Below are 14,097 nucleotides of genomic sequence, written 5' to 3' on the forward strand. Positions count from 1 at the left end.
ATCCCCCCACGCGAAAGGCCTACCCGCCCATGGCCAGACCCCTCCCCGCGGCTGTCTCCCTCGGCGTCCTGGCGCTCTCGGCCGGACTGCTCACCGCTGCCCCCGCCCAGGCCGCCACCGGCGCCATCACCGGGCTCGCCGGCAAGTGCCTCGACGTCGCCGGGGCCAACTCGGCCGACGGCACGCCCGTCCAGCTCTACGACTGCAACGGCACCAACGCCCAGCAGTGGACCGTCGGCAGCGACGGCACGATCCGGGCGCTCGGCAAGTGCCTGGACGTGACCGGCAATTCGACCGCCGACGGCGCCAAGGTGCAGCTGTGGAGCTGTAGCGGCGGAGCGAACCAGAAGTGGACCGTCACCGCCGCCCACGACATCGTCAACCCGCAGGCGAACAAGTGCCTGGACGTCACCGACAACAACTCCGCCAACGGCACCCGGATACAGATCTGGAGCTGCGGCGGCGGCGCCAACCAGAAGTGGAACGCCCCCGCGAGCGACGGCGGCAGCATCCCGTCCGCACCGATGGCCGTGGCGCCGTATCTGTACAACGGCTGGGGCAGCCCGCCGAACCCGACCACCATCACCCAGGCCACCGGCGTGAAGTGGTTCACCCTCGCCTTCGTGCTCAGCAACGGCTACTGCAACCCGCAGTGGGACGGCAGCCGCCCGCTCACCGGCGGCGTGGACCAGCAGACGGTCAACACCGTGCGGGCGAACGGCGGTGACATCATCCCGTCCTTCGGCGGCTACAGCGGCAACAAGCTGGAGAGCTCCTGCTCCAGCGCCGGTGAACTGGCCGGTGCGTACCAGAAGGTGATCAACGCCTACGGCCTGAAGGCGATCGACATCGACATCGAGGCCGACGCCTACAGCAGCGCCACCGTGCAGCAGCGGACCGTGGACGCGCTCAAGACGGTCAAGGCGAACAACCCCGGTCTCAAGGTGTACGTCACGATGGGCACCGGGCAGAGCGGCCCCGACACCAGCCTCATCAACCGGGCCGCGTCCTCCGGGCTGACCGTCGACGCCTGGGCCATCATGCCGTTCGACTTCGGCGGCGCCGGACAGAACATGGGCAACCTCACCACCCAGGCCGCCGAAGGCCTGAAGAACGCGCTGAAGAACGCCTACCACTACAGCGACGACCAGGCCTACCGGGACATGGGCATCTCGTCCATGAACGGCATCACCGACAACAACGAGACCGTCACGGTGAACGACTTCCGCACCATCCTCGCCTACGCCCAGGCCCACCACCTCGCCCGGCTCACCTTCTGGTCCGCCAACCGCGACCGGCCCTGCACCGGCGGCCCCGCCGACAGCTGCTCCGGCGTCAACCAGTCCGACTGGGACTACACCCGCGTCTTCGCCGGATACACCGGCTGAGCCCCGCAGGAGACATCGTGCTTCCTCACTCACGCCGCAGACCGGCGGCCCTCGCCGTCACCCTGGCCGCGGCCGCCGTCCTGCTCACCGCCGCCCCGGCCCCCCTCGGCGGCACCGCCCACGCCGCCGCCACCCAGGCCGCCGCTTTGCCCACCGGCTTCGCCACCCTCGTCAACGCCGCCAGCGGCAAGTGCCTGGACGCCAAGGCCGCGGCCACCGCGAACGGCACCGTCGTGCAGCAGTACGCCTGCAACGGCAGCACGGCCCAGCAGTGGAGCCTCACCGACGCCGGCAACGGCTACGTCCACATCGACAACCGCAACAACACCAGCCAGGTCGTCGACGTCAGCGACGTGTCCACGGCCGACAACGCGCCGGTCCATCTGTGGAGTTACGGCGGCGGCGCCAACCAGCAGTGGCAGGCCGTGGACGACGGCGGCGGCGCCTACCACTTCGTCAACAAGAACAGCGGCAAGTGCCTGGACGACCCCGGCGCCTCGACCGCCGACAGCGTGCAGTTCGTGCAGTACACCTGCAACGGCACCGCCGCCCAGCGCTTCCAGGTGGTCCCGGTGACCCAGTCGAGCAGCAACCCGGACCTCGGCCCCAACGTCGTCGTCTTCGACCCGTCCATGTCCTCGTCCACCATCCAGAGCAAGCTGGACGCGATCTTCAAGCAGCAGGAGACCAACCAGTTCGGCGCCCAGCGCTACGCCGTGCTGTTCAAGCCCGGCGCCTACAGCGCGGACGTCAACGTCGGCTTCTACACCCAGGTGCTGGGGCTCGGCCTCACCCCGGACGCGGTGTCCATCAACGGCGCCGTGCACGCCGAGGCCGACTGGTTCCAGGGCAACGCCACCCAGAACTTCTGGCGCGGGGCCGAGAACCTCTCCGTCAACCCGACGAACGGCGGCGACCGTTGGGCCGTGTCGCAGGCCGCGCCGTACCGCCGGATGCATCTGCGCGGCAACCTCGCCCTCGACGACGGCGGCTGGTCCTCCGGCGGCTACCTCGCCGACAGCAAGATCGACGGACAGGTGAACTCCGGCTCGCAGCAGCAGTGGATCACCCGCAACTCCCAGCTCGGCAGCTGGACCGGGTCCAACTGGAACATGGTGTTCGCCGGCAGCCAGGGCGTGCCCGCCACCAGCTTCCCCAACCCGCCGGACACCACCGTCGCGCAGAGCCCGGTCATCCGAGAGAAGCCGTTCCTGTACGTCGACGGCTCCGGGAACTACCAGGTGTTCGTGCCGGGCACGCGCACCAACGCGACGGGCACCAGCTGGGCGAACGGCAGCCCGGCCGGCACCTCGCTGCCGCTCAGCCAGTTCTACGTCGTCAAGCCCGGCGCCACCGCCGCGCAGATCAACGCGGCCCTCGCGGCCGGACAGAACCTGCTGGTCACGCCCGGCGTCTACCACCTCGACCAGACCCTGAAGGTGACCCGCCCCGACACGGTCGTCCTCGGCCTCGGGCTCGCCACCTTCGTCCCGGACAACGGGATCACCGCGATGACCGTCGCCGACGTCGACGGCGTCGACATCGCGGGCCTGCTCTTCGACGCCGGCACCACCAGCTCGAAGTCGCTGCTGGAGGTCGGGCCGGCCGGCTCCACCGCCTCCCATGCGGCCGACCCGGCCTCCCTGCACGACGTCTACTTCCGCATCGGCGGCGCGGGCGTCGGCAAGGCGGCCACCAGCCTCGTCGTCAACAGCAGGAACGTCATCGGCGACCACATGTGGATCTGGCGCGCCGACCACGGCAGCGGCGTCGGCTGGACCAGCAACACCGCCGACACCGGACTCGTCGTCAACGGCGACGACGTGACGATGTACGGCCTGTTCGTGGAGCACTTCCAGAAGTACCAGGTGATCTGGAACGGCAACGGCGGCCGCACCTACTTCTTCCAGAACGAGATGCCGTACGACCCGCCGAACCAGTCCGCCTGGATGAACGGCTCCACCAAGGGCTACGCCGCCTACAAGGTCGCCGACTCCGTCACAAGCCACCAGGCGTACGGCCTCGGCAGCTACTGCTACTTCAACGTCAACCCCAGCGTGACCGCCGACCGTGCCATCGAGGCGCCGAGCAACCCGAACGTCACCTTCACCAGCATGGTCACCGTCTCCCTCGGCGGCACCGGCACCATCAGCCACGTCATCAACACCACCGGAGGGCCCTCGAACTCCTCGAGCAACGTCGCGGACCTGGTCCGCTACCCCTGAGCGCGGGGGGTGGCCCGCCGGACGTGTGAGGCGCCGCCGCGTGGATACGCGGTCAGGACGGACTCAGGGCCCGTCCGGAAGGCCACCCCGCCATGACCAGTGAAAACCAGCTTCCCGCCGCATCGGAGATCACCCTCCGTGTCAACGGCAAGCCCCACACCGTGCACGTCGACCACCGGCGTGTCCTGCTCGACCTGCTCCGCGAGGACCTCGGTCTGACCGGATCGAAGAAGGGCTGCGACCACGGCCAGTGCGGTGCCTGCACCGTGCTGGCCGACGGCCGCCGCGTCAACAGCTGCCTGCTGCTCGCGGTCGCCCTCGACGGCAGCGAGATCACCACCGTCGAGGGCCTCGCCGGCGACGGCGAGGAGCCGCACCCGCTGCAGCGGGCCTTCCTCGACCGCGACGCCTTCCAGTGCGGCTACTGCACCCCCGGGCAGATCTGCTCCGCCATCGGCATGCTCGCCGAGGCCGCGGCCGGACACCCCTCCCACGTCACCGATCCCGCGGCCCCCTCCGGCCGGCCCGTGCCGCTGGAGAGGACCGAGATCCGCGAGCGCATGAGCGGCAACCTGTGCCGCTGCGGCGCCTACCCGCGCATCGTCGAGGCGGTGGAGGACGTGATCCGGTGAACGGCTTCGGATACCTCAGGCCCGCCGGTGTCGAGGAGGCCGTGGAGGCGTACGCCGCCCACCCCGGCGCCCGCTACCTGGCCGGCGGCACCAACCTGGTCGACCTGATGAAACTCGGCGTCGAACGGCCCACCGTCCTCATCGACGTGGGCCGGCTGCCGCTCGGCGGCATCGAGGAGCTGCCCGACGGCTCGCTGCGCGTCGGCGCCACCGTCCGCAACAGCGACCTGGCCGCCGACCCGCGTGTCCGCGACCGCTACCCGGTGCTCTCCCAGGCCCTGCTCGCCGGCGCCTCCGGGCAGCTGCGCAACGCCGCCACCACCGGCGGCAACCTGCTCCAGCGCACCCGCTGCCCCTACTTCCAGGACCTCGGCAAGCCCTGCAACAAACGCGACCCGGGCAGCGGCTGCGGAGCCCGGGAGGGCGTGCACCGCGACCACGCGGTCCTCGGCCACTCCGAGCAGTGCATCGCCACCAACCCGTCCGACATGGCCGTCGCCCTCGCCGCGCTGGACGCCGAGGTCGAGCTGTACGGCACCGACGGCGTCCGGCGGCTCCCGGCGGCCGACTTCCACCGGCTGCCGGGCGAGCACCCCGAGCGGGACACCTGGATCCGCCCCGGCGAACTGATCACCGGCGTGCTGCTCCCGGCGGCCACGGCCGGCGTGCCGTCCGCCTACCGCAAGGCACGCGACCGGGCGTCGTACGCCTTCGCCCTCGCGTCCGTGGCCGTCGTGCTGCGGGTCGCGGACGGCGTCGTCGACCACGCCGGTGTCGCCTTCGGCGGGCTCGCCCACCGGCCCTGGCGGGCCCGGCACACCGAGCTGGCGCTGCTGGGCGCCCCCGCGACCCCCGAGGCCTTCGAGGGAGCCGTCGCGCTGGAACTCGCGCACGCCGAGCCGCTGCGCGACAACGCCTACAAGGTGCCCCTCGCCCGCAACCTCGCCCTGGACGTCCTGAACCGTCTCACCCCCGCCCCCGCGGCGGCCTGAGCCGACGCAGGAGGAACCATGACCGCCCACCCCCCGGACGAGCACCCCACCCCACAGACCCGGCGCCGTACCGGTGGCGTCCTCGGCGCCGCCGTCGAGCGGCGGGAAGGCCGGCAGAAGGTGGGGGGCACCGCCCGCTACGCCGGGGAGTACCAGCTGCCCGGCAGGGCGCACGCCTGGCCCGTGCCCGCCGCGGTCGCCCGCGGGCGGGTCACCGGCGTCGACACCTCCGCCGCCCTCGCCCTGCCCGGCGTCCTCGACGTGCTCACCCCCGGCGACGCGCCCCGGCTCGCCGAGCCCGAGGACGGCACGCTCGCCGTCCTGCAGAGCCCGGACGTGCCGCACCGGGGCTGGTGCGTGGCCCTGGCCGTCGCCGAGACCCTGGAGGCGGCCCGGGCAGCCGCCCGTGCCGTCCAGGTCACCTACGCCGCCGCACCGCACGACGCCGAGCTGCGCCCCGGCCACCCGGACGCCTACGAGCCGGAGGTGGTCAACGCCGGATTCCCGGGCCGTGTCGAGTTCGGCGACCCGGAGGCCGCCCTGGCCGGCGCCGAGACCCGCGTCGACGTCACCTACCGGGTGCCCCCGCTGCACAACCACCCCATGGAGCCGCACACCAGCACCGCCCACTGGGACGGCGACCGGCTCACCGTGTACACCTCCAGCCAGGGCGGCACGACGGTGCGGGAGGTGCTCGCCCAGATGTTCGAGATGCCCGAGGAGCGCGTCAGCGTCGTCACCGAGCACGTCGGCGGCGGCTTCGGCTCCAAGGGCACTCCGCGCCCCGACGTCGTCCTCGCCGCCCTGGCCGCCCGCCGCACCGGCCGGCCCGTCACCCTCGCCTACCCCCGCCGCTACCTGCCCACCACCGTCGGCCACCGCGCGCCGACCGAGCAGCGGCTGCGCCTCGGCGCGAGCGCCGACGGCCGGCTCACCGCCCTGCTGCACGAGACCACCACCCACAGCTCCCGGGTGCGGGAGTTCGTCGAGCAGGCCTCGGTGCCCTCCCGCGTCATGTACGCCACCCCGGCCCTGCTCAGCGCCCACCGGGCGGTCCCGCTGGACATCCCCGGCCCGTCCTGGATGCGCGCCCCCGGCGAGGCGCCCGGCATGTACGCCCTGGAATCCGCCCTCGACGAACTCGCCGACGCGCTCGGCATGGACCCGGTGGAGCTGCGGGTGCGCAACGAGCCCGGGCGGGAACCGGGGAGCGGCAAGCCGTTCAGCAGCCGGCACCTGGTGGAGTGCCTGCGCGAGGGCGCCCGCCGCTTCGGCTGGGCCGACCGCGACCCGCGCCCCCGCAGCCGCGCCGAGGGACCGCTGTTCATCGGCACCGGCGTGGCCGCCGCCACCTACCCGGCCTCGTCCGTCCCGGCCACCGCGGCCGCCCGCGCCCTGCCCGACGGCACCTTCACCGTCCGGATCAACGCCACCGACATCGGCACCGGGGCCCGTACCGTCCTCACCCAGATCGCCGCCGACGCCCTCGGCGCGCCCGTCGACCGGGTCCGCACCGAGATCGGGCACAGCGACCTGCCGTCGGCCTGGCTGGCCGGCGGCTCCACCGGCACCGCGTCCTGGGGCTGGGCCGTACACAAGGCGTGCACCCAACTGGCGACCCGGCTCGCCGAGCACCCCGGACCGCCGCCCGCCGACGGCATCGAGACCCGCGCCGACACCGCCGGCGAGGCCGACGCCGACAGCCCCTACGCCCGGCACGCCTTCGGCGCCCACTTCGCCGAGGTCGCCGTCGACACCGTCACCGGCGAGGCCCGGGTGCGCCGGCTGCTCGGCGTCTTCGCCGCCGGGCGGATCCTCAACGCCCTCACCGCGCGCTCCCAGTTCACCGGCGGCATGATCATGGGCCTCGGCATGGCCCTCACCGAGGGCAGCACCCTGGACCCGGCGTTCGGCGACTTCACCGAGGCGGACCTCGCCTCCTACCACGTGCCCGCGCACGCCGACGTCCCCGCCGTCGAGGCGCACTGGATCGACGAGGACGACCCGCACCTCAACCCCATGGGCAGCAAGGGCATCGGCGAGATCGGCATCGTCGGCACCGCCGCCGCCATCGGCAACGCCGTCCACCACGCCACCGGCATCCGCTTCCGCGAACTGCCCCTCACCCCCGACCGTATCCTCGCCGGCCTGCTGTCCGAGGGGTGAGCGTGACGGGACCGACCTGGGAGTACGAGGGCTACCGGCCGGAGGAGGAACGCCTGCGCGAGTCGCTGTGCACCCTGGGCAACGGCTACTTCGCCACCCGCGGGGCGCTGCCCGAGTGCACCGCCGACGACATCCACTACCCCGGCACCTATGTGGCCGGCTGCTACGACCGGCTCACCTCCGAGGTCGCCGGACGCCGGATCGAGAACGAGGACATGGTCAACCTGCCCAACTGGCTGCCGCTGCGCTTCCGGCCGGCGGGCGGCGCCTGGCTCACCCCGGACACCGCCCCCGTCACCGAGCACCGGATCACCCTCCATCTCGACCCCGGCCTGCTGGAACGCCGCACCAGCTACGGCCTCGACGACGGCGGCGCCCTGCACGTGCGGCAGCTGCGGCTCGTCCACCTGACCGACCCTCATCTCGCCGTCTTGCGCACCGAGTTCAGCGTCGACGGCCGTCCGGTCGACCTGGAGGTCGAGGCCGCGCTCGACGGACGCGTCACCAACTCCGGCGTGGACCGCTACCGGGACCTGGACGGCCGGCACCTCACCCAGGTGCAGACCGGCCTCGCCGAACACGGCGCGATGTGGCTGCGCTGCCACACCCGCACCTCCCGCATCGAGTGCGCGCTGGCCGCCCGGCTGACCGCGGACGCGCCCGTGGCGACGGGCCAGGAGGCCCTGCGCGCCGTCCAGCACGTGCGGCTGCGCCCGGTGCCCGGCGGCACCGTCATCCTCGACAAGACCGTCGCCCTGCACACCTCGCACGACCCGGCCATCGGCGACCCGCTGGAGGCCGCCGTCGACCGCGTCGGCGCCGCCCCCGGCTTCGACGACCTGCTGGAGTCCCACGCCAGGGCGTGGGAGCAGCTGTGGCGGCGCACCGCGCTGGAGATCCCCGGCGAGGCGGGCGCCATCCTGCGCCTGCACCTGTTCCACGTGCTGCAGACCCTCTCCCCGCACACCGCCGACCTCGACGTCGGCGTCCCCGCGCGCGGACTGCACGGCGAGGCCTACCGCGGCCACGTCTTCTGGGACGAGCTGTTCGTCCTGCCCTACCTGAACCTGCACCTCCCCGAGGTCTCCCACGCCCTGCTCCGCTACCGCCACCGGCGACTGGACGCCGCCTGCCGCGCCGCCCACGCGACCGGGCGGCGCGGCGCGCTGTATCCGTGGCAGAGCGGCAGCGACGGCCGCGAGGAGGCCCAGGAGGTCCACCTCAACCCCCGTTCCGGCCGCTGGCTGCAGGACCACTCCCGGCTCCAGCACCACGTCGGCTCGGCGGTGGCGTACAACATCTGGCAGTACTGCGAGGCCACCGGCGACACCGACTTCCTGCACGGCGAGGGCGCCGACATGCTGCTGCAGATCGCCCGCTTCTGGGCGGACTCGGCCGGTTACGACGAGCACCTCGGCCGGTACCGCATCCGGGGCGTGATGGGCCCCGACGAATACCACGACGCCTATCCCGGCGCGCTCCGGCCGGGCCTGGACGACAACGCGTACACCAACGTCACCGCCGCCTGGGTGCTCGCCCGCGCCCTCGACCTGCTCCGGCTCCTGCCCGAGCCGCGCCGCCGCGAACTCAGCCAGAACACCGGCCTGGAGGAGGACGAACCCGCCCGCTGGGAGGAGATCTCCCGCACCCTCCACGTGCCCTTCCACGAAGGGGTGATCAGCCAGTTCGAGGGCTATGGCGACCTCGCCGAACTGGACTGGGACGCCTACCGCAGGCGGTACCGGGACATCCGGCGCCTGGACCGGATCCTGGAGGCCGAGGGCGACAGCGTCAACCGGTACAAGGCGTCCAAGCAGGCCGACGTCCTGATGCTCGGCTACCTCTTCTCCGCGCCCGAACTCCGCTCCCTCTTCCGCCGGCTGGGCCACCGCCTCGACGAGCGGCTGTGGACCGCGACCGTCGACCACTACCTGCACCGCACCAGCCACGGCTCCACCCTCAGCGGCCTGGTCCACGGCTGGATCCTGACCCGCGCCCGCCGCGCCGACGCCTGGGCCTTCGTCCAGGAGGCGCTGCGCGGCGACATCGCCGACCTGCAGGGCGGCACCACCGGCGAGGGCATCCACCTCGGCGCCATGGCCGGCACCCTCGACCTCGTCCAGCGCGGACTGACCGGCCTGGAGACCCGCGACGGCGCCCTGTGCCTGGACCCGGTACCGCTCCCCGAACTCTCCTCCTACGGCTTCCGCATCCGCTACCACGGCCACTGGGGCGTCCACCTCCGGCTGCGCAGCGGCCTGCTGGAGATCTCCGTACCGGACTCCGACCGCGCCCCCATCGACGTCTGCCTGCGCGACCGGGTGGTCCCCGTGGGCCCCGGCGAATCCGCCCGTCTCGTGGTACCGGACGTGGCCGCTCAGCCCTCGGCCACCGGGTAACGGTGCACGGGCGGCAGCCCCGGCAGCAGACCCGGCCACACCGTGTCCAGGACATGCGCGCTCGGCGTGAACAACGGCCGCCCCAGCAGCGGGAGATCAGCGGTCTCGTGCCACTCCCAGCGGCGCATCAGCCGCGGTTCGGTGACCACCGGCTCGCCGGTGAAGGCGCCCACCCGGACGGCCGCCGTCACCCGCGGAATGCCGTGCACCGAGTCCATCAGGATCGCCCGCACCCGCGCCCCGGCCGGATCGGCCTTCAAGGACGTCTCCTCCTCCAGCTCCCGCACGGCCGCGGCGGCGAAGTCCTCGTCCGCGTCGTTCTTGCCGCCCGGCAGCTCCCAGACACCCCGCACCGACCAGCCCAGCAGCACCCTGCCCGCCGCGTCCGTCACGACCACTCCGGCCCCGGTGAGGGCGTGCGGCGAAGGGCTGCCCTTGCCGGCGTACCCGGGGGCGGCGGGAGCGGGGCCGCGCAGCACGAGCACGGCCAGGCCGTCGGCGTCGTACCGGTCGGCTTTCGCCCAGCCGGCGCCGAGCAGGCCGATCTCCTCCTCGTCCAGGGCGATGCCGCGCCGGTCCTCAGGTACGGCGCCGGCCACCGGTGTGATCACGCACAGCGCCCCGCCGGGACGCAGCCGCTCGCGCAGCCGGTTCAGCACCCGGGTGCGGTCGCGGACGAAGGCGAAGCTCAGCCGCAGGACGATCACGTCATAGCCGCTGCCGGTGAGTTGGGCGAGGTCGTCGCGCTCGATGTCCAGACGCCGGTACGTCACCCCGGGCGCGTCCGTGCGGCGGGCCTCGGCGAGCGCCGTTTCCGACCAGTCGACGGCGTCCACCCGGTAGCCTGAACCGGCCAGGTGCCGGGCGAGTTCGCCGAGACCGCAGCCGAGGTCCAGGGCGCGCCCGCCCGCCGGCGCCGGGAGATGCTCCGCCAGCAGACGCCGCTCGCTGTCACCGAGCGGGCGGAACCGGCCGCCGCCCGCGTAGTGCGCGTCCCACGCGTCAGGCTTGCTGCGTGCCACCGGGTCTCCTCGCCTCGTCTTCGCGGACCCCCGGATCCTCGCCCGGCGGCGGCCGTCGTACACCGCCGCCGGCCATCTCGACGCCGGCGGCCGGCAGGACCACCATGCGACCGTGAGTGGTTGAACGAGGGAGGAGCGGTGCGGATGGGCGCGAGCGACGCCCCCCTGCGGGTGCTGGCCGTGGACGACGAGGAACCCGCGCTCGAGGAGCTGCTGTACCTCCTCGAGCGCGATCCCCGGGTCGGCGCCGTGGTACCCGCGGCCGGGCCCACCGAGGCGCTGCGCCGGCTCGGCCGGGCCATGGAGGGCGGGCCGGACGGCGAGGAGCGCGTCGACGTCGTCTTCCTCGACATCGACATGCCCGGACTCGACGGCCTCGAACTGGCCCGCCTGGTCGGCGGGTTCGCGGCCGCCCCGCTGATCGTCTTCGTCACCGCGCACGACGACTTCGCGGTCCGCGCCTTCGACCTCAAGGCCGTCGACTATCTGCTCAAGCCCCTCCGCAAGGAACGCGTCGCCGAAGCCGTGCGCCGGGTCGCCGAACTCGTCCGGGCCGGACAGGGACCCCGGCCGGCCGCCCTGACCCCGCCCGCCCCCGCCCCCGCGCCCGCCTTCGGCGACCACGTCCCCGTCGAACTGGGCGGGGTGACCCGGTTCGTGCCCATCGCGGACATCACCCATGTCGAGGCCCAGGGCGACTACGCGCGCCTGCACACCCCCGGCGGCAGCCACCTGGTGCGCGTCCCGCTGTCCACCCTGGAGGAACAGTGGCGCGCCCGCGGGTTCGTCCGCATCCACCGCAGCCGGCTCGTCGCCCTCGGCCGCATCGAGGAACTCCGCCTGGACGGCGGCAACGTCTCCGTACGGGTCGGCGACCGCCTCCTCGCCGTGAGCCGGCGCAACGCCCGCGAACTGCGCGACCTGCTGACCAAGCACGCGGCGGGCAGGGCGCGTTGAGCCGCTCACCCGTTCGCCGGGTGACGGTGCTGTGGCGATTGTGGTCCGGCCGCTGTCCCGGCACGGGCCCGCTGCGTACACTCGCCGCAGCACAAGGTGATCACCGCGGCGTCGGGGAGTGCGGCATGGGTGCGGAATCCGTCCCTCGCAGAGAGGTGGTCACCGGACGGCCGCGCCCCGCGGGCCGTACGACCGCACCCCGCCCGGCGCCCTCCCCGCACCCCCGCTCCGAGGCGGCCGCGCGCCGGTTGATACGGCGCCAGCTCCGGGCCGCGCTCACCGCCACCGCCCTCCTCGCGCTCCTGCTCGGCCTGCTCCCCGTCCTGCTGCGCATCCTCCCCCTTGCCGACGCCGCACCCCGCGTCCCCCTGGCCGTCTGGCTCCTTCTCGGCGTGGCGCCGTACCCCGCCCTGCTCGCCATCGGCGTCTGGTACGTGCGCCGCGCCGAACACAACGAGACCGGCACGGCCGCCGGCACGCCCTCGGAACGCCCCTGACCATGCGCCGACTTGCCGCCGGAGCCGGCCGGTGAACCAGACGTACGGCATCGTGGGCGTGACCGCCGTGATCCTCGCCACGGTCCTCGTCGGCGCGCTCGGCCTGCGCATCTCCCGCACCACCTCCGACTTCTACGTCGCCTCCCGCACCGTCGCCCCGCGCCTGAACGCCTGCGCGGTCAGCGGCGAGTACCTCTCCGCCGCCTCCTTCCTCGGCGTCGCCGGACTGGTCCTCGCCCAGGGCGTCGACATGCTCTGGTTCCCCATCGGCTACACCGCCGGATTCCTGGTGCTGCTGGCCTTCGTCGCCGCCCCGCTGCGCCGCTCCGGCGCCTACACGCTGCCCGACTTCGCCGAGGCCCGGCTGGAGTCCCGGGCGGTACGCCGGATCGCCGGCGTGCTGGTCGTCGGCATCGGCTGGCTGTATCTGCTGCCCCAGCTGCGCGGCGCCGGCCTCACCCTCCGGCTGCTCACCGGCGCCCCCGGCTGGCTCGGCGGACTGATCGTCGCCGCCGTGGTGACCGCGGCCGTCGCCGCAGGCGGCATGCGCAGCATCACCTTCGTCCAGGCCTTGCAGTACTGGCTGAAACTCACCGCCCTGCTGGTGCCCGTGGTGTTCCTGCTGCTGGCCTGGCGCGGCGACGGCGCCCCGGCCGCCGCCTGGGACGAACGGCCCGTCTTCCACCGCTCCACCGAGGTGCGCGTCGACCGGTCGCTCACCCTCACCGTGCGCGCACCGGTCCGCGTGACCGCCTCCGGGACGGTCGACGGCCGTACGGTGCACGGGACTTCCCTGCGGCTCGGCGCGGGCCGGCACCGGATCGGCACGGACACGGCCCTGCGCTTCCCAGCCGGCGCCCGCGTCCCCCTGCCCGACGCCGGCCCCGGCCGGACCGCGCCCTCCAGCTGGGCCAGACCGCTGTCCTCGGACCGCGAACAGCACAGCCTGTACGCCACCTACGGGCTGATCCTCGCCACCTTCCTCGGCACCATGGGCCTGCCGCACGTCGTCGTCCGCTTCTACACCAACCCCGACGGCCGCGCCGCCCGCCGCACCACCGTCAGCGTGCTCGCCCTGCTCGGCGCGTTCTATCTCCTCATCCCCGTGTACGGCATGCTCGGCCGCCTGTACGCCCCCGACCTGCTGCTTACCGGCGACACCGACGCCGCGGTCCTCGTCCTGCCGGAGCGGCTGCTCGGCGGCGTCGCCGGGGACCTGCTCGGCGCGCTCGTCGCCGGCGGCGCGTGCGCCGCGTTCCTGTCCACGGCCTCCGGGCTCACCATGTCGGTCGCGGGCGTCCTCGCCCAGGACGTCCTGCCCACGCTCGGCGTCCGCCACTTCCGGCTCGCCACACTGCCCGCCATCGCGGTGCCGACCGCCGCCGCGGCCGTGGTCAGCGACCTGCCCGTGGCGGACGCGGTCGGCCTGGCCTTCGCCGTCTCGGCCTCCTCCTTCTGCCCGCTGCTCGTCCTCGGCATCTGGTGGCGCGGCCTGACCCCGCCGGGCGCGATCGCCGGGCTGCTCGTCGGCGGCGGCTCGGCGTTCACCGCGGTGACGGCCACGATCGCCGGCGGCGCGCGCTCGGGCTGGCTGCACACGCTGCTCGCCTGGCCCGCGGTGTGGTCCGTCCCCGCGGGCTTCACCGCGATGGTCCTGACCTCCCTGGCCACCCGCGACCGCGTCCCGCCGGGCACCGCCGCGACCATGTCCCGCCTCCACCTCCCCGAACCCCCGCCCCCCACCCGCCCCGGACCGGCGACGCCTTGACGGAGGATGCCCCAGTGCCACCCACCGACACCGACACCGCCCACCATGCCC

At 73.7% G+C, this 14,097-nt stretch carries 10 protein-coding genes; 9 read left to right on the plus strand and 1 reads right to left on the minus strand.

Annotated elements, in window-relative coordinates; translation table 11 throughout:
* Positions 1–29: 29 nt before the first annotated feature.
* From AB0950_RS08825 to AB0950_RS08850, 6 genes are all read left to right on the plus strand, one after another.
* The gene (locus tag AB0950_RS08825) at positions 30–1,388 is read left to right on the plus strand and encodes a lectin (RefSeq protein ID WP_360160565.1); all 1,359 of its coding nucleotides are present in this window, start codon (positions 30–32) and stop codon (positions 1,386–1,388) included.
* Positions 1,389–1,405: 17 nt separating this feature from the next.
* A complete protein-coding gene (locus AB0950_RS08830) occupies positions 1,406–3,613 on the plus strand; it encodes an RICIN domain-containing protein (protein WP_366778152.1) in 2,208 nt (735 codons plus the stop codon).
* Positions 3,614–3,705: 92 nt separating this feature from the next.
* Complete coding sequence (locus AB0950_RS08835) at positions 3,706–4,245, plus strand: 2Fe-2S iron-sulfur cluster-binding protein (protein WP_360574091.1); 540 nt, start codon at positions 3,706–3,708, stop codon at positions 4,243–4,245.
* Positions 4,242–5,237 (plus strand): xanthine dehydrogenase family protein subunit M, encoded by a 996-nt coding sequence (locus tag AB0950_RS08840; RefSeq protein ID WP_360160562.1) that lies wholly within the window; start codon positions 4,242–4,244, stop codon positions 5,235–5,237. Before AB0950_RS08835 ends, AB0950_RS08840 begins: the two co-directional genes overlap by 4 nt.
* A gap of 18 nt (positions 5,238–5,255) precedes the next feature.
* Positions 5,256–7,403 (plus strand): xanthine dehydrogenase family protein molybdopterin-binding subunit, encoded by a 2,148-nt coding sequence (locus AB0950_RS08845; RefSeq protein WP_360160561.1) that lies wholly within the window; start codon positions 5,256–5,258, stop codon positions 7,401–7,403.
* A gap of 2 nt (positions 7,404–7,405) precedes the next feature.
* On the plus strand, positions 7,406–9,802 hold the full coding sequence (locus AB0950_RS08850) for a glycosyl hydrolase family 65 protein (protein ID WP_366778153.1): 2,397 nt from the start codon (positions 7,406–7,408) through the stop codon (positions 9,800–9,802).
* On the opposite strand, the gene AB0950_RS08855 is transcribed toward AB0950_RS08850, so the two are convergent.
* On the minus strand, positions 9,781–10,824 hold the full coding sequence (locus AB0950_RS08855; protein ID WP_360160559.1) for a methyltransferase: 1,044 nt from the start codon (positions 10,822–10,824) through the stop codon (positions 9,781–9,783). The two genes, AB0950_RS08850 and AB0950_RS08855, sit on opposite strands and share 22 nt — an antisense overlap.
* A 144-nt stretch (positions 10,825–10,968) precedes the next feature.
* On the opposite strand from AB0950_RS08855, the gene AB0950_RS08860 reads away from it, so the two are divergent.
* The 3 genes from AB0950_RS08860 (at position 10,969) to AB0950_RS08870 (ending at position 14,046) form a co-directional block, all read left to right on the plus strand.
* Positions 10,969–11,781: a LytTR family DNA-binding domain-containing protein gene (locus AB0950_RS08860; protein WP_366778182.1), complete on the plus strand. Its 813-nt coding sequence runs from the start codon at positions 10,969–10,971 to the stop codon at positions 11,779–11,781.
* A 125-nt stretch (positions 11,782–11,906) separates the two neighbouring features.
* The gene (locus AB0950_RS08865; protein ID WP_360160558.1) at positions 11,907–12,278 is read left to right on the plus strand and encodes a hypothetical protein; all 372 of its coding nucleotides are present in this window, start codon (positions 11,907–11,909) and stop codon (positions 12,276–12,278) included.
* Between the two features lie 31 nt (positions 12,279–12,309).
* The gene (locus AB0950_RS08870) at positions 12,310–14,046 is read left to right on the plus strand and encodes a cation acetate symporter (RefSeq protein WP_360160557.1); all 1,737 of its coding nucleotides are present in this window, start codon (positions 12,310–12,312) and stop codon (positions 14,044–14,046) included.
* Positions 14,047–14,097 lie beyond the last annotated feature (51 nt).

This window comes from Streptomyces sp. NPDC007189, from assembly GCF_040703635.1.
Taxonomy (GTDB): domain Bacteria; phylum Actinomycetota; class Actinomycetes; order Streptomycetales; family Streptomycetaceae; genus Streptomyces.

Coding starts and splice junctions, on each gene's coding strand:
- AB0950_RS08860 (WP_366778182.1), top strand. CDS start 10,969: ATGGGCGCGAGCGACGCCCCCCTGCGGGTGCTGGCCGTGGACGACGAG.
- AB0950_RS08845 (WP_360160561.1), top strand. CDS start 5,256: ATGACCGCCCACCCCCCGGACGAGCACCCCACCCCACAGACCCGGCGC.
- AB0950_RS08865 (WP_360160558.1), top strand. CDS start 11,907: ATGGGTGCGGAATCCGTCCCTCGCAGAGAGGTGGTCACCGGACGGCCG.
- AB0950_RS08825 (WP_360160565.1), top strand. CDS start 30: ATGGCCAGACCCCTCCCCGCGGCTGTCTCCCTCGGCGTCCTGGCGCTC.
- AB0950_RS08835 (WP_360574091.1), top strand. CDS start 3,706: ATGACCAGTGAAAACCAGCTTCCCGCCGCATCGGAGATCACCCTCCGT.